19 protein-coding genes are annotated in these 19238 nt (G+C 59.1%); 12 read left to right on the top strand and 7 right to left on the bottom strand.

The window, feature by feature from the left end; all coding sequences use genetic code 11:
* The first annotated feature begins 45 nt into the window (after positions 1 to 45).
* Entirely contained in the window at positions 46 to 1365 is a 1320-nt protein-coding gene (locus tag R2A130_RS07600; protein ID WP_009464452.1) for a putative DNA modification/repair radical SAM protein, read from the top strand.
* Here the strand turns inward: R2A130_RS07600 and R2A130_RS07595 are convergent.
* The gene (locus R2A130_RS07595; RefSeq protein WP_156798436.1) at positions 1362 to 2522 is read right to left on the bottom strand and encodes an acyltransferase family protein; all 1161 of its coding nucleotides are present in this window, start codon (positions 2520 to 2522) and stop codon (positions 1362 to 1364) included. The genes R2A130_RS07600 and R2A130_RS07595 overlap by 4 nt on opposite strands.
* 172 nt (positions 2523 to 2694) lie before the next feature.
* Here R2A130_RS07595 and R2A130_RS07590 point away from each other — a divergent pair, with 172 nt between their 5' ends.
* Positions 2695 to 4794, top strand: coding sequence for a transglycosylase domain-containing protein (locus R2A130_RS07590; protein WP_009464450.1), 2100 nt, complete (start codon positions 2695 to 2697; stop codon positions 4792 to 4794).
* A 192-nt stretch (positions 4795 to 4986) separates the two neighbouring features.
* Entirely contained in the window at positions 4987 to 5526 is a 540-nt protein-coding gene (locus tag R2A130_RS07585) for a fasciclin domain-containing protein (RefSeq protein WP_009464449.1), read from the top strand.
* Positions 5527 to 5639: 113 nt separating this feature from the next.
* Here R2A130_RS07585 and R2A130_RS07580 read toward each other — a convergent pair whose 3' ends face one another.
* Positions 5640 to 7241 (bottom strand): phosphoenolpyruvate carboxykinase, encoded by a 1602-nt coding sequence (locus R2A130_RS07580; RefSeq protein ID WP_040305436.1) that lies wholly within the window; start codon positions 7239 to 7241, stop codon positions 5640 to 5642.
* Between the two features lie 403 nt (positions 7242 to 7644).
* Between R2A130_RS07580 and R2A130_RS07575 the strand changes: the two genes are divergently transcribed.
* The 5 genes from R2A130_RS07575 to R2A130_RS07555 all read left to right on the top strand — a co-directional run bounded on the left by R2A130_RS07575 (position 7645) and on the right by R2A130_RS07555 (position 11537).
* Entirely contained in the window at positions 7645 to 8349 is a 705-nt protein-coding gene (locus tag R2A130_RS07575) for a response regulator transcription factor (RefSeq protein WP_009464446.1), read from the top strand.
* A 9-nt stretch (positions 8350 to 8358) separates the two neighbouring features.
* Entirely contained in the window at positions 8359 to 10275 is a 1917-nt protein-coding gene (locus R2A130_RS07570) for a sensor histidine kinase (protein WP_009464445.1), read from the top strand.
* Entirely contained in the window at positions 10268 to 10723 is a 456-nt protein-coding gene (locus R2A130_RS07565; RefSeq protein WP_009464444.1) for an HPr kinase/phosphorylase, read from the top strand. Before R2A130_RS07570 ends, R2A130_RS07565 begins: the two co-directional genes overlap by 8 nt.
* Positions 10724 to 10824: 101 nt before the next feature.
* Positions 10825 to 11229 (top strand): PTS sugar transporter subunit IIA, encoded by a 405-nt coding sequence (locus R2A130_RS07560; RefSeq protein ID WP_009464443.1) that lies wholly within the window; start codon positions 10825 to 10827, stop codon positions 11227 to 11229.
* The gene (locus R2A130_RS07555) at positions 11226 to 11537 is read left to right on the top strand and encodes an HPr family phosphocarrier protein (protein ID WP_009464442.1); all 312 of its coding nucleotides are present in this window, start codon (positions 11226 to 11228) and stop codon (positions 11535 to 11537) included. Before R2A130_RS07560 ends, R2A130_RS07555 begins: the two co-directional genes overlap by 4 nt.
* Positions 11538 to 11593: 56 nt before the next feature.
* On the opposite strand, the gene hemW is transcribed toward R2A130_RS07555, so the two are convergent.
* The 3 genes from hemW to rph are packed head-to-tail and all read right to left on the bottom strand — an operon-like array spanning position 11594 to position 14153.
* On the bottom strand, positions 11594 to 12778 hold the full coding sequence (gene hemW, locus R2A130_RS07550; protein ID WP_009464441.1) for a radical SAM family heme chaperone HemW: 1185 nt from the start codon (positions 12776 to 12778) through the stop codon (positions 11594 to 11596).
* Positions 12775 to 13431 carry a non-canonical purine NTP pyrophosphatase gene (locus tag R2A130_RS07545; RefSeq protein WP_009464440.1) on the bottom strand — a complete coding sequence of 219 codons (657 nt, stop codon included), beginning with the start codon at positions 13429 to 13431 and terminating at the stop codon, positions 12775 to 12777. The genes hemW and R2A130_RS07545 overlap by 4 nt, the downstream gene beginning before the upstream one ends.
* Before the next feature lie 2 nt (positions 13432 to 13433).
* Positions 13434 to 14153, bottom strand: a complete 720-nt coding sequence (gene rph, locus R2A130_RS07540) for a ribonuclease PH (RefSeq protein ID WP_009464439.1) — start codon at positions 14151 to 14153, stop codon at positions 13434 to 13436.
* A gap of 91 nt (positions 14154 to 14244) precedes the next feature.
* On the opposite strand from rph, the gene hrcA reads away from it, so the two are divergent.
* From hrcA to R2A130_RS07525, 3 genes are all read left to right on the top strand, one after another.
* Entirely contained in the window at positions 14245 to 15327 is a 1083-nt protein-coding gene (hrcA, locus tag R2A130_RS07535) for a heat-inducible transcriptional repressor HrcA (RefSeq protein ID WP_083804224.1), read from the top strand.
* Between the two features lie 221 nt (positions 15328 to 15548).
* Positions 15549 to 16241 (top strand): nucleotide exchange factor GrpE, encoded by a 693-nt coding sequence (gene grpE, locus R2A130_RS07530; protein WP_156798435.1) that lies wholly within the window; start codon positions 15549 to 15551, stop codon positions 16239 to 16241.
* Between the two features lie 6 nt (positions 16242 to 16247).
* Positions 16248 to 16787 (top strand): GNAT family N-acetyltransferase, encoded by a 540-nt coding sequence (locus R2A130_RS07525; RefSeq protein WP_009464433.1) that lies wholly within the window; start codon positions 16248 to 16250, stop codon positions 16785 to 16787.
* 345 nt (positions 16788 to 17132) lie between these two features.
* On the opposite strand, the gene secB is transcribed toward R2A130_RS07525, so the two are convergent.
* Both secB and R2A130_RS07515 read right to left on the bottom strand, forming a co-directional pair.
* Positions 17133 to 17639, bottom strand: a complete 507-nt coding sequence (secB, locus tag R2A130_RS07520; RefSeq protein WP_009464432.1) for a protein-export chaperone SecB — start codon at positions 17637 to 17639, stop codon at positions 17133 to 17135.
* Between the two features lie 131 nt (positions 17640 to 17770).
* Positions 17771 to 18319: an FxsA family protein gene (locus R2A130_RS07515; protein WP_009464430.1), complete on the bottom strand. Its 549-nt coding sequence runs from the start codon at positions 18317 to 18319 to the stop codon at positions 17771 to 17773.
* 211 nt (positions 18320 to 18530) lie between these two features.
* Here R2A130_RS07515 and R2A130_RS07510 point away from each other — a divergent pair, with 211 nt between their 5' ends.
* Entirely contained in the window at positions 18531 to 19223 is a 693-nt protein-coding gene (locus tag R2A130_RS07510) for a Tim44/TimA family putative adaptor protein (RefSeq protein WP_009464429.1), read from the top strand.
* Positions 19224 to 19238 lie beyond the last annotated feature (15 nt).

The raw sequence follows: 19238 nt of genomic DNA, 5'->3' as shown, positions 1-19238 counted from the left end.
GTGGAGATGGAATAGAACGGAGGGGGAACAAATAACGAGGTATCCATGCAAGCCATTTCTGGAAATATCGGCAGACACGCGGCACCGCAGTTGAAGGGTCAGATACCCGAGGCACTGCCCACCATTTCCGGCGGGCCGCTGGGCGTGCGCGGAAAATTGGCGGTGCTGGCGGATGCTGCGAAATACGATGCGTCCTGCTCATCTTCCGGCACATCGTCGCGCAATTCCATGGGCGGCAAGGGCATCGGCTCGTCCGAAGGCTCCGGCATCTGCCACGCCTATGCGCCGGACGGGCGGTGCATTTCGCTGCTGAAAATTCTGCTCACCAATTACTGCAAATATGATTGCCTCTATTGCGTGAACCGCGTGTCGTCGAATGTGCAGCGCGCCCGCTTCACGGTGGACGAGGTGGTGCAACTCACGCTCGATTTCTACAAACGCAACTATATCGAAGGCTTGTTCCTGTCGTCGGGCATCATGCGCGATCCGGACTACACGATGGAGCAGGTGGTGGAGGTCGCCCGCGTGCTGCGCGAGGTCCACGATTTTCGCGGCTACATTCACCTGAAAACAATCCCCGAAGCCTCCCCCGATCTGCTGGCACGCGCAGGCCTTTATGCCGACCGGCTGTCCATCAATATTGAACTGCCCACCCAATCCGGCCTCACCGATCTTGCACCGGAAAAGAACCGCGACGGCATCAAACAGACAATGGCGCGGGTGAAGACGCGGCTGGATGAAGCCAAGGACGAAAAGAAACGCTTTCGCCACGCGCCAAAATTCGCACCTGCTGGACAGTCCACCCAGATGATCGTCGGGGCTGATGACGCCCGTGACCGCGATGTGTTGGGCACATCATCGAACCTCTACGGCAGCTACGGTTTGAAGCGGGTCTATTATTCCGCCTTTTCGCCCATTCCAGACGCCAGTTCTCGTCTGCCCCTCATCCGCCCGCCCCTCATGCGTGAGCACCGGTTGTATCAGGCCGACTGGCTGCTGCGGTTCTACGGTTTCGGGGTGGACGAAATCACCAGCGCTGCCCCATCCGGCAATCTCGATCTCGCCATCGACCCCAAACTCGCATGGGCCTTGGCCAATCGTCACATGTTCCCGGTGGACGTGAACAAGGCGCAGCGCTCTTTACTATTGCGCGTGCCAGGCCTCGGTACGACGGCGGTGAAACGCATTTTGACAGGCCGTCGGCATCGTTCATTGCGGCTGGAAGATCTCGCCCGCATGTCGAACGGCGTGAAGAAGGCCATGCCTTTCATCTGCGCCCACGACTGGCAGCCAGGCGGACTGACAGACAGCGAAAATCTAAGAGACCGCTTCGCGCCTCCGCCAGAACAACTGGTGTTGTTTTAAGCAACTTCTAAACGAGCCTCACGCTTCGGTTCTGACTTCTCTCCGAACGTCGCCCATTTGGGCCGCACGAACAGGAAATATCCGACGCCGATCTTACCGATCACCCAGTGCAGTACTACGGGCGACACCACTGCCACCGCCGTTGAAAGCGCCCCCATGGTTCCCGCATCCATGCCCGGCGCGAATTTAAGCAACAGCAGGCGCATGATGACCATGGGGAAGAAGAACGCGAGATAGACCACGATGGACAGCGAACCGATGATGCGCAGCCAATCCATCCAAGGCAGATCCGCCATCAGCCGGGCGAAAATGACGATGGCCACCGCACCCGCCATGCCCAGCAGCAGAGCAATGACGGGCAAGCCAGCCGCACCGGTGGAGGTCAGAAGCAGATTCGTTGCAAACCACACCAACAGCGCCAACACGCCGGTGCGTTTGTTGCGACCCGCCCAATCGGCCAGCGCAAAAATCTGCGGCGCGAAGATCGCCCCCATAAGGAAGAACACGAAGAAGGACGCGCCCTCATCGATGAACACGAAACCGGCACCGGATGGCTCGAGGCCGAGCGTGGTCGAAACCGATGCCATCAAACCACCTGTGTGGATCGGCGCGATCTGCAACAGCGCTGCCACGCCCAACATCGCGTATTTATAAGGCCAGAACAGGCGGGCGGCGATGAAGAAAAAAGGCAGCATCCAGATGAACCACAACGACCCCCATGGTTGCACGAAGGCCAGTAGATAGGTCTTTGCTGCCAATGCTGGTGTCAGTCCGTCCATCACCATGAAGGGTGCCTTGAAGGCGAATTGGATGGTCAGCCACAGCACGTAGAAATAGACGAAATGCACCACTTTGCGGTCGAGATAGAGACCCCAATTACGGGTCAGGGTCGGCACCAGAAACAGGCCCGCCACCATGAAGAAATCCGGCATCCGGAAGGGTTTGGAGAATTCCACCACCGCGTGCATCCAACCGGTGTCGCCGGTGGCCGCCTCCAACCCCAACACGGTGTTCATCATCACCACGAGGATGATGCAGATACCTTTGGCACCATCGATCCACGCAACTCTGTTACCAACTTTCGCTGTAGGGGCGGAAGAAGATGGCAGGGTGGATGAAGGCGCGTTTAGCGCAGCGGTCTGTGCAAGATGTGTCATGCGATTGGATTTAATTAAAATCATTTCTCAATGGGTAAATTCACCGCTCACAAGCGCGTGAAACGTCAGGTGTTCTAAATTCGCGGTAAATCGGAAAGGTTAACCGCCGCCTTTACGCCACCTTAAAGGACGAGTGCCACATTGCTTCAAATTCGATGTATTGGACCGAGCGATGGCGCGCGCGCGAAAACAGGCAAAACGGACGCGCATCGAGCCGTCCTTTGACGACGCGCCTGCGACAGGCGGCCTGACGGCCAGTCGTGCTGCGCCCAAAGGCAAGGTACGCGGCAAGGCGCGCGCAAAATCCGGTCGTAAGGCAAGAACCAAACGTGGTATCGCGTTTCGCATCGCGCGGTTCTTCACCTATTGGGGCGTGATCTTCGGTCTTTGGGGCGGCATCGCGGTGGCCTGCGTGGTGGGCTTTTACGCTGCAAAGCTGCCCAGCGCCGACAGTTGGGTCGTGCCGGAACGACCACCGAACATCGCGATTCTGGCGTCTGACGGATCGCTGATCGGCAATCGCGGCGCGACCGGCGGCAAGGCGCTGCGGCTGGAAGAGATGTCGCCGTATATCTCGCAAGCCGTGATCGCCATCGAAGACCGGCGCTTCCACGCGCATTTCGGGTTCGACCCCATCGGTTTCACCCGCGCGATGTCTCGCAACATCATGCAGGGCCGGTTGCGCGAGGGTGGCTCGACCATCACGCAGCAGTTGGCGAAGAACCTCTTTCTCACGCCGGAACGATCTTTCGGGCGTAAGATTCAGGAGCTTATTCTCGCCTTCTGGCTGGAGGCCAAATACTCCAAGGCCGAATTGTTGGAGCTGTATCTCAACCGCGTTTATTTCGGCGCAGGTGCAACGGGCGTCGATGCAGCAGCGCGACGGTATTTCGGTAAGTCGGCCCGCTACGTCACCATTCCTGAAGCCGCCTTGCTGGCCGGTCTGCTGAAGGCTCCGTCTTATTATACGCCGTCGAAAAGCGAAGAGCGGGCCCACAAACGAGCGCGCACCGTCATGCGGGCTATGCAGCGTGAAGGTTATATCAAGCCCGGCTCCATCGACATCGCCAACGTGAAGCCCGGAGAGAACGCCAAGCACTTCAAATCCGGTCCCGAACACTTTGTCACCGATATGGTGGCCAAACGGGTTCGCAAGTTGTTGGGCGAAGTGAAGCGCGACGTGGTGGTGCAGACGACCATCGACCCCTTCGCCATGTTGTCCGCACAGGCAGCGGTGGACGCAGCATTCGCAACGAAGACCGCAGCGAAGGGCAAAGTTTCGCAGGCAGCGCTGGTCTCCATGGCACCGGATGGTGCGGTGAAGGCGCTGATCGGTGGCCGCAATTACGCGCAATCGCAGTTCAACCGCGCAGCCGACGCCAAGCGCCAGCCTGGTTCCGCGTTCAAGAGTTTCGTGTGGCTCGCCGCGCTGGAAAACGGCCGCGTGCCGTCGGACATCATCAGCGATGCGCCGGTGCGCTACGGCAAATGGGCACCGAAGAATTACGGCAACAAACATTACGGTCAGCTTTCGCTTTCCCGCGCACTGGCGCTGTCGTCCAACACGGTGGCTGCGCGATTGATCCACGAAGCTGGACCCCAACGGGTGGCGACGGTGGCGCGGCGGCTTGGTATCAAAAGCAAGCTGGCTCCCAATTATTCGCTGGCGCTCGGTTCATCGGAAGTCACGTTGATGGAACTGGCAGGCGCCCACGCGCCCTTCGCCAATGGCGGCAAGCCAGCCACTCCGCACATCATAACCCGCATTACCGACACCGAGGGCAGATCGATGCATGAGCGGCGCAGCACCGGCGCGCAAATGGTCGTCTGGTCCGCCAATGTGGGCGAGATGAACCGCATGCTGCGCGGCGTGGTGGAGCAGGGGACGGCACGCAAGGCGCAGGTTCCCGGCCACATGATTGCGGGTAAGACCGGCACCAGCCAACAGTTTCGCGATGCGGTGTTCGTTGGCTGGTCGGCCCACGCCGTCACCGCCGTGTGGTTCGGCAATGACGACAATTCGCCCACCCGCAAACTGACCGGCGGCAGCTTGCCTGCCATCACCTTCGCCAACTATATGGGCGCGCTGCATCAGGGCCTGCCCGCACTGCCGCTGCCCGGGTTCGACGCCGACGAAATGCTGGTTCCACTTGCCATCACCCAGCCGACCTTCCGTCCGGGCAGCAATAGAAGCCGCGAAGAGCTGGTGGCGCGGGTTGAAAAAGAGCAGCCAAAACGTCGCAGTATTCTGGATATTTTGCTGCAACGCTGAGCGTTTCCGTCAATTGTGGCGGGAAACACCGCGCAAACGGATGAAGCGCTGTCACAGTTTCATTTTCGCACGCAGATTTAATGAAAAAGTTTTCGCAACAAAATGCCCTGTTCATTCGTAGTTGGGTCAGAACGGCAGCCACGGGCATTGTCGTTATTTTTCCAACCGCCCGATTGAAGTAAGGACTCGAAAATGACCTTTCTGAAAAAGACACTCGCCGCAGCCCTCGTCGCCTCCACGGCAACATTTGCAATCCCGGCCGCAAGCGCATGGGCCGACGGCCACTCCAAGACGATCGTGCAGACAGCATCCGAAACAGATGCACTCTCCACGCTTACCGCAGCCGTGACGGCAGCGGGTCTCGTCGAAACGCTGAACGGCGACGGTCCGTTCACAGTGTTCGCACCAACCAACGATGCATTCGGCAAACTGCCGGAAGGCACCGTGGACACGCTGGTGAAGCCGGAAAACAAAGACACGCTGACAGGTATTCTCACCTATCACGTCGTATCCGGTAAAGTGATGGCCGCAGACGTGGTCAAGCTCATCAACGACAACGACGGCAAAGCCATGGTGAAAACCGTGAACGGCGCAGAGCTCGCATTGTCGCTCGACGGTGACAACGTCATCATCACCGATGCCAAAGGCGGCACCGCCACCGTGGCAACAGCCGATCTGGAGCAGTCCAACGGCGTCGTGCACGTGATCGACACGGTCCTGATGCCAATGTAAGCGTTTCGCTTATTATGTGCCCTGCTGGCGGCCAATGGGCTGCTGGCGGGGCGCAATAAAAAGCCGCCGGTCCTGATGGGTCGGCGGCTTTTCTATTTCTGTAATGCGTAGACTCAGGCCGCTTTTGGCGCGGCCTCGTTCACGTCTGCATCCACATGGGTTGCGAATTTTTCGAAGTTGGCGATGAACTTGGCCACCAATTCCTGTGCCGCGCGGTCGTAGGCGTCTTTGTCGGTCCATGTGCTGCGGGGGTCGAGCAGGGCTGCGTCCACGCCATCGACGGCAACGGGCACCATGAGGCCAAAGTTTTCGTCGCGGCGCATTTCGACATCATCGAGCGAACCGTCAAGTGCACCGGCCAGCAGCGCGCGTGTGGCTTTGATCGGCATGCGCGAGCCTTCGCCATAGGGGCCGCCGGTCCAGCCGGTGTTCACCAGCCAGCATGTCACCTCGTTGGCGGCGATCTTGTCGCGCAACAGGTTGCCATAGACGGTGGGATGGCGCGGCATGAAGGGCGCACCGAAGCAGGTGGAGAACGTGGCCTGCACGCCTTTGACGCCCTTTTCCGTGCCCGCGACCTTTGCCGTGTAGCCGGACAGGAAGTGATACATGGCCTGCGCCGGCGTCATCTTCGCAATCGGCGGCAGCACACCCATGGCATCTGCGGTAAGCATGATGAGAGTTTTCGGGTGGCCAGCCTGGCCGGTTTCCGAAGCGTTGGGGATGTAGTGCAGCGGATAGGCCACGCGGCCATTTTCCGTCAGCGACCCATCGTCGAAGTCCGGAACACCGGCATCATCGACGACGACGTTTTCAAGAACCGACATCGGCATCTTCGTGGTGCCGTAGATTTCCGGTTCGGCTTCCTCAGACAGACGAATGGTCTTGGCGTAGCAGCCGCCTTCGAAGTTGAAGATGCCATTGTCGGACCAGCCGTGCTCGTCATCACCCACCAGCGTGCGCGATGCGTCTGAGGACAGGGTGGTCTTTCCCGTGCCGGAAAGGCCGAAGAACAGTGCTGAACCGCGCCCGCCTTCGTTGGCGGAACAATGCATCGGCATGACGCCCTTTTCAGGCAACCAATAGTTCAGCGCGCCGAACACGCTCTTCTTCGTTTCGCCGGCATATTCTGTACCGCCGATAAGAACGAGCCGGTTGGTGAGATCGACGGCCACGACAGTCTCTGTCTTGCAGCCGTGGCGGGCAGGGTCCGCCTTGAAGGAGGGCAGGTTCACGATGGTCATATCCGGCGCAAAGCCGGGCAATTCGGCCGCATCGGGACGGCGCAGCAGGTGGCGAATGAACAGGCCGTGCCATGCAAATTCTAGATAGATGCGTGCGCCGATGCGGTAGTCCTCGTCTGCCCCACCGAACAATTCCTGACCAACCAGTTCCTTGCCTTCGGCATGGGCGAAGAAGTCTTCTTTCAGCGCCTCGAAATGTTCGCGGCTCATGGACTGGTTGTTGTCCCACCAGACCTGATCTTCCGTGCCTTCATCGCGCACCAAATATTTATCGGTGGCGGAACGACCCGTGTGCTTGCCGGTGGTGACGGCGAGTGCTCCATCTGCCGTGGCCCGGCCTTCGCCGCGCTCCAAAGCAAGGTCGAACAAAGCCTGCTCGCCGTCGTTCCAGCGGATGTTTGCTGTCTCTAACAGTCGGGAGCCTTCAGGGCCGTTTGCACGGGAGGAGGCAGCGCGTGGGGTATTGGTCATGGGGAACCTTTGAAACGTCATCATCGGAAAAGAAAATTCTCACTCCTGCTGGTGGCAGGAGGTTTGATGCCGACGGTGGGAGCTTGTTTGCGAAAGTCGCGCGACACTAGGAACGTGACAATCACAAGACAACCGTCCGAATGGAGTGCGAACCGTTTCGATTTGCGATTAATCGGTTTAATTGCTGCCACATTCACAGGCTTGGTTACCGCTCCCGTAAACGAGCGCGTCTTTTGCCTGTTTTAGACCCGATTTCAGCAAGGGTGCAGACCGGTCGAACCGGCGCTTCTTCACAGGCCGTATGTTACGACCTAGATTACAACTGTGACGCCGGTACAGGCGCTTATACGATCAGTTGCGGGAAGAAATTCCAGCAGACTGTGTCGAACACTCGGAGACACTCATGGCAACCATCGCTCTCGTCGATGACGACCGCAACATCCTCACTTCCGTATCCATCGCGCTGGAATCGGAGGGTTATCGCGTCGAGACCTATACCGATGGCGCTTCTGCGCTGGACGGATTGACCGCCAAGCGGCCGGACCTTGCGGTGTTCGACATCAAGATGCCCCGCATGGACGGCATGGAGCTGCTGCGGCGGTTGCGCCAGAAAAGCGATCTGCCGGTGATCTTCCTCACCTCCAAGGATGACGAGATCGACGAATTGTTCGGCCTGAAAATGGGCGCGGACGATTTCATCACCAAGCCGTTTTCCCAGCGCCTGCTGGTGGAACGCGTAAAAGCCGTGCTGCGCCGCACCGCAGCGCGCGCCGAAGGTGGACCCCGTATCGAAGATGGTGGCGGCGATATTCTGGAACGCGGCCATCTGGCCATGGATCAGGAGCGCCACACGTCTGCGTGGAAGGGCAAAGCGGTCACGCTGACCGTGACGGAGTTCCTAATCCTATATGCGCTGGCCCAACGCCCCGGCGTTGTGAAAAGCCGCGATTCATTGATGGATGCCGCATACGACGACCAAGTTTACGTCGATGACCGCACCATCGACAGCCACATCAAGCGGCTTCGCAAGAAGTTCAAACAGACCGATGACAGCTTCGACATGATCGAAACGCTGTACGGCGTCGGTTACCGGTTCCGCGAGGCGTAAGAATATACCGTGATCCGCACCCTGCGGCGCAATTCTGCTGGTGATATAAAACGCCGCCTGAGCGCGCGTATCGCCGGTGGTGCGCCTGCCGATAGCGTGGCCGGGGATACGCAAAAAGGTGATGTGCAGAAAGAAGCAGCAGGCTCCCCGCCCGCCCAGCCTTCCAAGAAGAAACAATTCCGCAAGGCTGCATGGCGGTTCGGCGGGCGGGTGCTGTTCACTTCGCTCACGCGGCGCATCATCTTCCTCAATCTGGCTGGCCTCGTGGTGCTTCTGTCGGGCATCCTGTTTCTCAACCAGTTCCGCGACAGCCTGATCGAGGCGAAGGTCGAAAGCCTGCTTACCCAGGGTGAAATCATCTCCGGCGCTATCGCGGCACAAGCGACCGTGGACATTGATGCCATCACCATCGATCCGGACGTGCTGCTGGAGTTACAGACCGGCGAAAGCGCCTTCCCGATGGAAAGCGAGACGGAAAATCTCGACTTCCCCATCAACCCTGAACAGGTGGCACCGGTGCTGCGGCGGCTTATTTCGCCTACCCGCACCCGCGCCCGTATTTATGATCGTGACGGGATCATCATTCTGGATTCCGACCGGCTCTATTCTCAAGGCCAAGTCCTGCGATCCGATCTGCCATCCCCCGGTGGCGCGAACCAGCGCGGCTTTCTGGAGCGCAACTGGCTGGCCTTCCGCAACTGGTTCTGGCAGCGCGATCTGCCACTGTATTCCGAAACGCTGAACGCCAACGGCACGTCTTATGGCGAGGTCGTGACTGCGCTTTCCGGGCGCAGCGCCAGCGAAACGCGGCGCAATGAAAAGGGCGATACTATCGTGTCCGTCGCGGTGCCGGTGCAACGCTTCCGCGCCGTGCTCGGCGTGTTGCTGCTGTCCACCGAAGCGGGCGATATCGACGCGATTATCGACAAGGAACGGTTGGCGATCTTCCGCACATTCGCCGTGGCCGTTGCGGTCACAGCGCTGCTATCGATCCTTCTGGCCTCTACGATTGCCAACCCGCTGCGCCGTCTTTCAGCGGCTGCCGAGCGGGTGCGCAAGGGCGAACAGGGGCGTGAGGCCATACCGGAATTTCCCGACCGTACCGACGAAATCGGCCATCTGGGCCGCTCGCTCAACGATATGACCCGCAGTCTTTATGACCGCATGGACGCTATCGAAAGTTTTGCTGCCGACGTGTCTCACGAGTTGAAGAACCCGCTTACGTCGCTTCGAAGTGCGGTGGAAACGCTGCCGCTGGCCAAAAAGCCTGAACAGCGCGAGCGCTTGCTCGAAGTCATCGAACACGATGTGCGCCGTCTCGATCGTTTGATTTCCGACATCTCCGATGCCTCGCGTCTGGACGCTGAACTGGCGCGCGAAAATGCAGAACCCGTCGATCTTGCCAAATTGCTCACCGATTTTCACGCCACCTACGCACACATGACGGGCGACCGTGTGGGTCCGATGCCGGACGTGACGTTGGACATCGAGACGATTGCCGCACCAAAACGCCAGCGCAACAAGCCGGACTGGCACGTGGCAGGTCACGCCGGGCGTCTCGGCCAAGTTTTGGCCAATCTGGTGGAGAACGCCCGCTCATTCGTGCCTGCCGAAGGTGGTCGTGTGACGATGACACTGTCGCGCACCGGTGATGATGCCGTGGTGACAGTCACCGATAACGGCCCCGGTATTCCACCAGACAACACCGGACGCATTTTCGAGCGCTTTTATACCGACCGTCCCGAAAGCGAAGGCTTTGGTCAGAATTCCGGCCTTGGCCTTTCAATTTCACAACAAATCATCGAAGCACATGGGGGCGAGATTTCAGCCTCCAACGTGACTGGCCCTAAGGGTGTTAAAGGTGCTCGTTTCACCGTGGTGCTGCCGCTGTTTGAAACCGCCGACAAGCCGACCGGTCGTGGTTGATACGCCGATCCACGCCAGCGCATTGGTTCTGGGCACAACGGGCCTGCTGCTGCGTGGCCCGTCTGGCAGTGGCAAATCGATGTTGTGTCACCACCTGATCGCCACTCATCGTGCATTAAACAGACACGCCGTCTGGATTGCCGATGACCGCGTTCATCTTGGCCTGCACCACGGGCGCATTATCGCAAAACCGGTTCCGGAACTGGAAGGATTGGCAGAATTTAGAGGGTTGGGCGTCCAACCGGTCGATTATGTCGATAGCGCGGTTATCGACCTGATCATCGATCTCACCGGCGTGGAAGAACGTGTGCCCGAAACAACATCTCTGTCTTTGGTTGCTGGAGGCCCCGATTTGCCCTTGCTGCGGGTGCCGCCCCGAGATCTCGGCGTCTGCGCTGTTTTAGTGGCAGAAGCATTTCATTCGAAGGCGAGGACTCTGCGGCTTTAGGCTCATTTCGACGAAACGGGCCGCTTTTTTCTTGCAACCGGTGACCACCGTGCAAAGATCGCCGTCCCCAAGTTGCAAAACAGTCGGACCTGCAGCGCCATATGATTGGTATCGTCCTCGTCACCCACGGTGCATTGGCCAGCGAATTTCGTTTGGCGCTGGAACATGTCGTTGGTCCACAAAGCCAGCTGGAAACCGTATCCATCGGCCCTGATGACGATATGGAACAACGGCGGCAGGATATTCTGGAGGCCATCGCAGCCACAAATACCGGCGACGGCACGGTTATTCTCACCGACATGTTCGGCGGGACACCGTCTAATCTAGCCATCTCCGTCATGGAGCCCGGCCTCGTTGAAGTGGTGGCAGGGTTGAATCTGCCGATGCTCATTAAGCTGGCCTCCATACGTGATGAGATGGTGATCGCAGACGCGCTGGAAGCATCTACCGAATCGGGTCGCCGTTACATCAAAGTGGCAAGCCAGGTGTTGGCGGGCACCACATGACCGCAGGCGAACGCCAGCAGTTTTTCGACGCCCCCGAAATCGGCCCCCGCCGTTTCGACATCTGTAATGTTCGTGGCCTGCACGCCCGTGCCTCTGCTAAATTCGTGAAGACTGCAGAACAATTCGACGCCCTCGTTCATGTGTCGAAAGACGGTCAGACGGTGGAAGCCACGTCCATCATGGGTCTCATGATGCTCGCTGCCTCACCCGGCTGCTGCATCGATGTCACCGCCCGCGGCCCGCAAGCGGAAGCGGCCTTGGATGCGCTTGATGCACTGGTGGCGGATAAGTTCGGCGAGGGCGAATAGCCACCACGTCCTCGACTATCATGTCCACCTATGCGGGGATGATAATTCGTTTTGGATCAAGCAGCCAAATCTGCAATCACAGCATCGAGCACCAGCCATCCCGCAGGCGTTGCGCGAAGCCTTGGCCGACCTTGCTCGTCGGTCCAGCTTTCCACCATGCCGTGGCCCTTCAAATCCTGCAGGCGGATGGGGTCGATGGCGATGCCGGTGGTCTGGGTGTAGCGGTTCAGGTCGACGCCTTCGCGCAAACGCATGCCCATGAGCAGCATTTCATCGGCAAGATCGGCGTCGGACAACGTCTCGTCTTCCACCAGCGCGTGGCCGTTATCCTGCACATCATCCAGCCAGCTTTCAGGATGGCGTTTGGTGGCGAGCGCGTGGCGGCCATCGTTCATGTCCAACCGCCCGTGGGCGCCGGGACCGATACCGGCCCATGTACCGGAGCGCCAATAGGTCAGGTTATGGCGGCTCTCGTGACCGGGAATCGCGTGGTTGGAAATCTCGTAAGCGGGAAGACCAGCGGCTTCGGTTATGTCCTGCGTCAGTTCATAAAGCTGTGCGGCCTGCTCATGATCGGGAATCGCAAAACGGCCCTTCTTGTGCAGGTCGTAGAACGGCGTGTCTGGTTCGATAGTCAGTTGGTAGAGCGACAAATGATCGGCAGCGAGGCTGATGGCTTGCTCCAGTTCGACCTTCCAGTCGTCCAACTTCTGATCGGGGCGGGCGTAAATCATGTCGAAGGACAGGCGCGGGAAAAGATCGCGCGCAATGCCGATGGCGGCAATGGCCTCGTCGGCGCTGTGCATACGGCCAAGAAATTTGAGCTGCTCATCGCGCAGCGATTGCACACCAAGCGACACGCGGTTCACGCCCGCCGCGCGGTAGCCTGAAAAACGGTCGGCCTCGACGCTGGTGGGGTTGGCCTCCAGCGTGATTTCAATACCGTCTTCTACCCGCCAATGGCTGTGGATCGCTTCGAGGATCGTGCCCACGGTGGCCGGTTCCATCAGCGACGGCGTGCCGCCGCCGAAGAAGACGGATGTCACGGGCCGGTTGGGCTGGAGCGCGGCCATATGGGCGATTTCGCGCTCGAAACCAGCAGCAAAAGCCTCTTGGTCCACGGTGCGATGGCGGACGTGGGAATTGAAATCGCAATAGGGGCACTTGGCCGCACAGAAGGGCCAATGGACGTAGATGCCAAAGCCTGGCGTGCCATCGTCTTGGTTGGAAATCTCGCTCACTTGCGCCCCTCGAGCAGCGCAGTGGCCAGCTTGCCGAAAGCGCGGGCGCGGTGGGAGAGGCCTTCTTCGCCCGGTTTCCACGAATGCTTTTCGGTCGCCGTCATCTCACCGAATGTGCGGGTGTGGCCTTGCGGGCGAAACACCGGATCGTAGCCGAAGCCGCTATCGCCACGCGGCGGCCAGACGAGATGGCCGTGGGCCTCACCGCGAAAATACTCAGCATGGCCATCCGGCCAGCACAGGCACAGGACTGCGCAGAAATAGCCCTCGCGTGAAGCCTCATCTTCGGACTTCAGGCCCACATCGTTCAGTGCTTTTTCGACCTTTTCCATAGCATACTGAAAGTCGCGGCCAGAACCATCCGGCTTCTCCGCCCAATCCGCCGTGTAGATGCCGGGGTCGCCGTCGAGCGCTGCAACGCACAGCCCGCTATCGTCTGAAAGCGCAACTTTGCCGGTGGCGGAAGCTGCAGCCCATGCCTTGATGTAGGCGTTTTCCTCGAACGTCGTGCCGTCTTCCACAGGTTCCGGCAGGTCGTGGTCGGCAGCCGACGTTATGGTCAGCCCATAGGGCTGAACCAGCTCACGGAATTCATCCAGCTTGCCCACATTATGCGTGGCAAGAATGATGTTGGCTGTGTCGAGGGCGCGCATATTTATGCCGACAGGTTCTGCAGATCGACCAGCTCACCGATGCCCTTAGAAGCAAGATCCATGAGCGCCGAAAATTCTTCGCGGGAGAAAGGCGCTGCTTCTGCCGTGCCCTGAATTTCCACGATACCGCCCTTACCGGTCATCACGAAATTGGCGTCGGTATCCGCTTCGCTGTCCTCGTCGTAGTCGAGGTCCAGCACGGGGGTGCCTTCGTAGATACCGCAGGAAATGGCGGCCACGTTGTCGATCAGCACATCGCCGCCGATCATCGAGCGCGCCTGCATCCAGTCGAGGCATTCTTTGAGCGCAACATATGCGCCGGTGATGGACGCGGTACGGGTGCCGCCATCTGCCTGAATGACATCGCAGTCGAGGGAAATCTGGCGCTCACCCAGCGCCTTCATATCCACCACCGCACGGAGCGACCTGCCGATGAGGCGCTGGATTTCCTGCGTGCGGCCAGACTGTTTACCGGCTGACGCCTCACGCCGCATACGGCCACCGGTGGAGCGTGGCAGCATGCCATATTCTGCCGTCACCCAGCCTTTGCCCGCGCCGCGCAGCCACGGTGGCACACGCTCTTCGAGCGACGCCGTGCAAAGCACATGGGTATCGCCGAACTTGATGAGGCAAGAACCTTCGGCATGTTTGGAAAAGCCACGTTCGATCGTGACGGCGCGCATTTCGTCCGGCGCTCTGCCGGAGGGACGTTTGAAGGACATAAGGTAGCCTGCGGTACAAATCGGTTGGCGCGTTTCTAGGGGCAAACGGCAAGATTTGAAACCGCCACCATTTGAGCCGTTGCAGGCGGCGATGCAGACTTCCTATATGTCATCCATGAGCCTCACATCTCCATCAGCTTTAGACGACAGGTCGCAGGAAATTTTCCGGCACATCGTCGACACCTATTTAGCGACCGGCGAACCGCTTGGCTCGCGCACTTTGGCGCGGCAGCTTTCCGTTGCCCTGTCGCCGGCTTCCGTTCGCAACGTGATGAGTGATCTGGAACATCTGGGTCTTATCTACGCGCCCCATGTTTCCGCAGGCCGGCTGCCCACCGAGCAGGGGCTGCGTTATTTCGTCGATGGTTTCATGGAAGCGGGCGATTTGTCAGCGCAGGAACGCGCGGCGATGGATGCGAAAGTGTCCGATGCCGCAGCCCACAAGACGGTCGATGCCGTGTTGTCGGAGGCCAGCTCGCTGCTGTCCGGCCTGACGCAAGGCGCAGGGCTGGTGATCGCGGATAAATCCGACGTGCGACTACGCCATATCGAATTCGTGCGGCTGGAAGCCACCAAGGCGCTGGTCGTTATGGTGGGGGAAAGCGGGTCGGTGGAGAACCGCATTCTCGATCTACCGCCCGGCCTGACGGCGACCACGCTGACGCAGGCTTCCAATTATCTCAACGCCCACATTGCCGGTCGCACCTTGGCGGAATCCCGCACAGCTATTTCCGAACGGCTGTCCCACGCGCAAAATGAAATCGATTCGCTCACGAAAGCGCTCGTGGACCAAGGCCTCGCCACATGGGCAGGTGCCGCCACGGACCAAACACCGCAGCTCATCATCCATGGCCGTGCGAACCTGCTGGAAAACGTCGAAGCGCGCGAAGACATCGACCGCCTGCGTCATTTGTTCGACGAGCTGGAATCCCGCGAGGGGCTGATGCAGCTGCTCGATCTGGCGGAAGATGGCGAGGGCGTTCGCATTTTCATCGGCTCGGAAAACAAGCTGTTTTCGCTATCGGGGTCTTCTGTCGTGGTCGCGCCTTATCGCGACAGTGGCCAGCGGATTGTCGGTGCGGTGGGCGTGATCGGCCCCACGCGGTTGAACTACCAGCGCATCGTGCCGGTGGTCGATTACACAGCACAACTCGTTTCGCGGCTTATGAAGTAAAAGCTTTTCATTTGCACTCACGCTGTCGGGCTACGCCCTTCGCTGCCATTATTGATCAAAAGGGGCGCGGCCTGACCGGCCGGTCGCTCTTCGCTCCGGTTAGCAATCAATAATCCATTGCTGCGTTGACGGTGTGACTTGATTTTCCTTTACGCATTCCCGATATGCACTGCTGCATTCGACGCTATCTGCCTTTCCTATCGTAAGGACTTCCCATGACCATGAGTGGCCGCCCCGAGGACGAATTTTTCGACGATGTCGAAGCCGACGAAGCACGGTTGGAAGCTGAGGAGCAGGCTGAACTGGATGCGGCCAATGCCGAGGAAGAAGCGAACCCGACGCCCCGACGCGAACGCGCCGCTGATCCCAACGATCCCGAACAGATTTTGTCGATCCTCGACAAGCTGAAAGCGGAAAACGAAGAGTTGAAGGATCGCACTCTGCGGACCGTCGCCGAGATGGACAACCTGCGCAAACGCACCGCGCGCGAAATCACCGAAGCACGCTCCTATGCTGTGGCAAACTTCGCCCGCGATTTGCTGGGTGTCGGCGACAATCTTCAACGCGCCATTCAGGCCGTGCCGGACGATAAGCGCGACAGCGGGTCCGACGAGTTCAAGGCGCTGATCGAAGGTGTGGAGCTCACCGAGCGCGAGCTTCTCAAGGCGATGAACAACGCAAAAATCGAGAAATTCGACCCCACCGGCGAGAAGTTCGACCCGAATTTCCATCAGGCGATGTTTGAAATTCCAAATCCCGAACTGCCCAACAACTCCGTCGCCCAAGTGGTGCAGGAAGGCTACCGCATCGGCGAACGCGTGTTGCGCGCCGCCATGGTGGGCGTCGCCAAAGGCGGCCCGAAGTTCGAGGATGTGGTGCAGCCTGAACCCGTCGAGACCCAAGAAGGCGAATAACGCCCGATGCGATCGGAGGACATTCCCGTCCTGACCACCGGGCGCACGATTTTACGTGCACCCATCGCATCAGATTTCGACGATTGCACAGCCCTGTGGGGCGACGAAACAGTCACCCGCTTCATCGCCAAACGCCCCTTCACCCGTGACGAATGCTGGGCACGCTTGCTGCGGAAGATCGGCCACTGGCAAGTCATGGGTTTTGGATTCTGGGTCGTTCGCGACAAAGCAAGCGACGAGTTTTTAGGCATCGCGGGCTTTGCCGAACACCGCCGGGCCGTCATACCATCCTTCGAAGGATTACCGGAAGCGGGTTGGGTGTTCGCACCATCAGCCCACGGGCGAGGACTAGCCACTGAGGTTATGATGCGCATCGTGACGTGGGCCGATGAGAATATCGAAAGCGACACGACGGTTTGCATGTTCGACCCCGAACACCACGCCTCACGCAGAGTAGCGGAGAAAGTGGGTTTTACGGTGCGTGGTGATGCAACATTCCATGATGAGACGGTGCTCGTGATGGAACGGGCTAGGAAGGCTCGGTAACCCCACCCCCATTGTCATCCCCGCGCAGGCGGGGATCCACTCGTCAGCGAGCTCCAGAGTTTGGGATGGTATGCCGATGTAGCTCTATCCCATTCAGCCGTTGCTTCATCATTTTATAGAGAAGTGGGTCCCCGCCTGCGCGGGGATGACAGCGGGGTGAGGTGAGAGTGATGCCCCAAGAAAAAGGGGCAGCCAAAGCCACCCCTCTCAATTCATAGCATGACCACCAAACCCTGATCTGGCAAAGGCGGGCATGCCCGCCCGACGCTAGCTGCGGCGCCCCCGCGGAGCGATTGGCGAAGCCAATCTGCGTGAGCGCCAACCAAAAGCAAAAAACGGATAGCTTCAGCTATCCATTTTTTGTTTGATCTGCTCTTCGGCCATGCGCTGCTGGAACAGGGCTGCGAAGTCGACGGGGTCGATCATCAATGGCGGGAAGCCGCCGTTGCGGGTGGCGTCTGCGATGATCTGGCGTGCGAAGGGAAACAGCAGGCGCGGGCACTCGATAAGGATGGCAGGAGCCACCGCTTCTTCGGGCATGTTCTGCAGACGGAAGACGCCGCCATAGGTCAGCTCAACGGCGAACATAGAGTCTTCGCCTTCACCGGCAGTTGCATCCAGTTTCAACTCGACCTCAAAATCGGTTTCCGACAGCGGGTTGGCGTTCACGTTGATGTTGATGTCGATCTGCGGTGCGTTTTCACGCGGGCGCAGGCTGTGCGGAGCCTTCGGGTTTTCAAAGGACAGATCCTTGATGTACTGGGCCAGCACGTTGAGGGATGGAGCTGCGCCATTGGCTTCGGTTGCTGCTGCGCCTTCGGCTGCTTCGTTCTCGGTCGGCTTCTTGGCCATAGGGTCGTCTCCGTTGGATTATTGTCTGGAAAATGAGATTGCCGGAGAAGACCGGCATCGTGGTCAATATTTGGAAGGGGCCGGTTAACACGCGGCGCGAGGCGCTTCAAGGAAGCAAGCGGTTAGAGGGTTCAGCCGTCTCTCCACGGTGAATTGGGGTTAGGCTTGGAAGGCTTGTCGTCAGCCACATCGTAGTCGTCAGCATCAAGATCGATCACCGGCCCATCGCCCATATTCTGCCCATGCGGCGGACGTGGTCGTGACTCTCCAAAACCACCTTGCCCAAAGGCCGATGGGTCGAAGCCCGCCTGCTGCGCGGCCACCACGGTAACGCGGGCGGCCACAAATTTGCGGATTGCAGCGCGCACCGGCGGCACAAACAACAAAAAGCCGATGACATCGGTGACGAAACCCGGCGTCAGCAACAAAATACCGGCCACGAGCAACAGTACACCATCGCCCAGCGCTTTTGCAGGAATACGCCCGGCCTGCGTTTCTGCCTGCGCCTCGGCCAACAGACCCAAGCCCTGTTTTCGCAGAAAATACGTGCCGATGATCGCGGTGATCAAAATACCGGCCAGCGTGGGAAGAATACCGATCTGTCCACCAATGGCGATGAACGCTCCGATCTCGACAATCGGTATGATAAGCAACATCAGCGGTAGAATGGCGAGCGGCATGGCAGTCTCCGTTTGAACCTTTTATACATAGGGGTGCGCGCGGCGTTAAAACAGGGGCGGCTGATTTCGCTCTTCGGCCTTGCGACGTTTGAACCTGTTGCGCGTTCGTCCTATATGCTGAAGCAACGATGCTTGTACGTTCGCAAGCGCACCCGGCAATTTTTCGCATCACGCCGGGCTGTCACTCACCTTTACGGAAATGTCGGTCACCATGGATCTGTTTACCCTTTTGCCCTTGCTCGCTGCAGTTTTTCTGTTCTGGAAGCTGCGCAGCGTTCTTGGCACCCGCAACGGCATCGAGAAGCCGCCATATGATCCCTACACAAACGACCCCAATGAGGCTGCCGATAACGTGGTGACGTTGCCCGGCGCAAAACGTGCCAATGCGCCGGACGCTGAAGAAGATGCCGGTGAAGCTGCGCGCAAACGCATCGGAAAGTTGGCCGGTAAAGACAAATCGCTGGAACGCGGCCTGCTGGCCATCCACTCCCGCGATCCTGGCTTCGACCCTGAAGAGTTTCTACAGGGCGGACGCATGGCTTACGAAATGATCGTGACCGGCTTTGCCGATGGCGACAAACGCACGTTGGAAAATCTGTTGTCCCGCGAAGTCTATGAGAGCTTTGCCACCGTCATCGACGAGCGTTCCGAGCGTGGCGAGAAGGTCAACGCGAGCTTCGTTGGTATCGACAAGGCTGTGATCGAAGGCGCTGAAGTGCTGCGCGATGAAGCACAAATCACGGTGCGCTTCGTCAGCGAAATGATCTCAGCCACGCTCGACAGTTCCGATGAAGTGATCGAAGGCGATCTGCAGGAAGTGGCCGAAGTCACGGACGTCTGGACGTTTGCCCGTCCGGTCAAATCTCGTGATCCCAATTGGAAGTTGGTCGCAACGGACGCGTAGCGTCTGTTTGGTTTG

Source organism: Ahrensia sp. R2A130, assembly GCF_000179775.1.
Taxonomy (GTDB): Bacteria; Pseudomonadota; Alphaproteobacteria; order Rhizobiales; family Rhizobiaceae; genus Pseudahrensia.
Note: the sequence above shows the minus strand (reverse complement) of the source record. Positions and strands in the feature narration are given on the sequence as shown.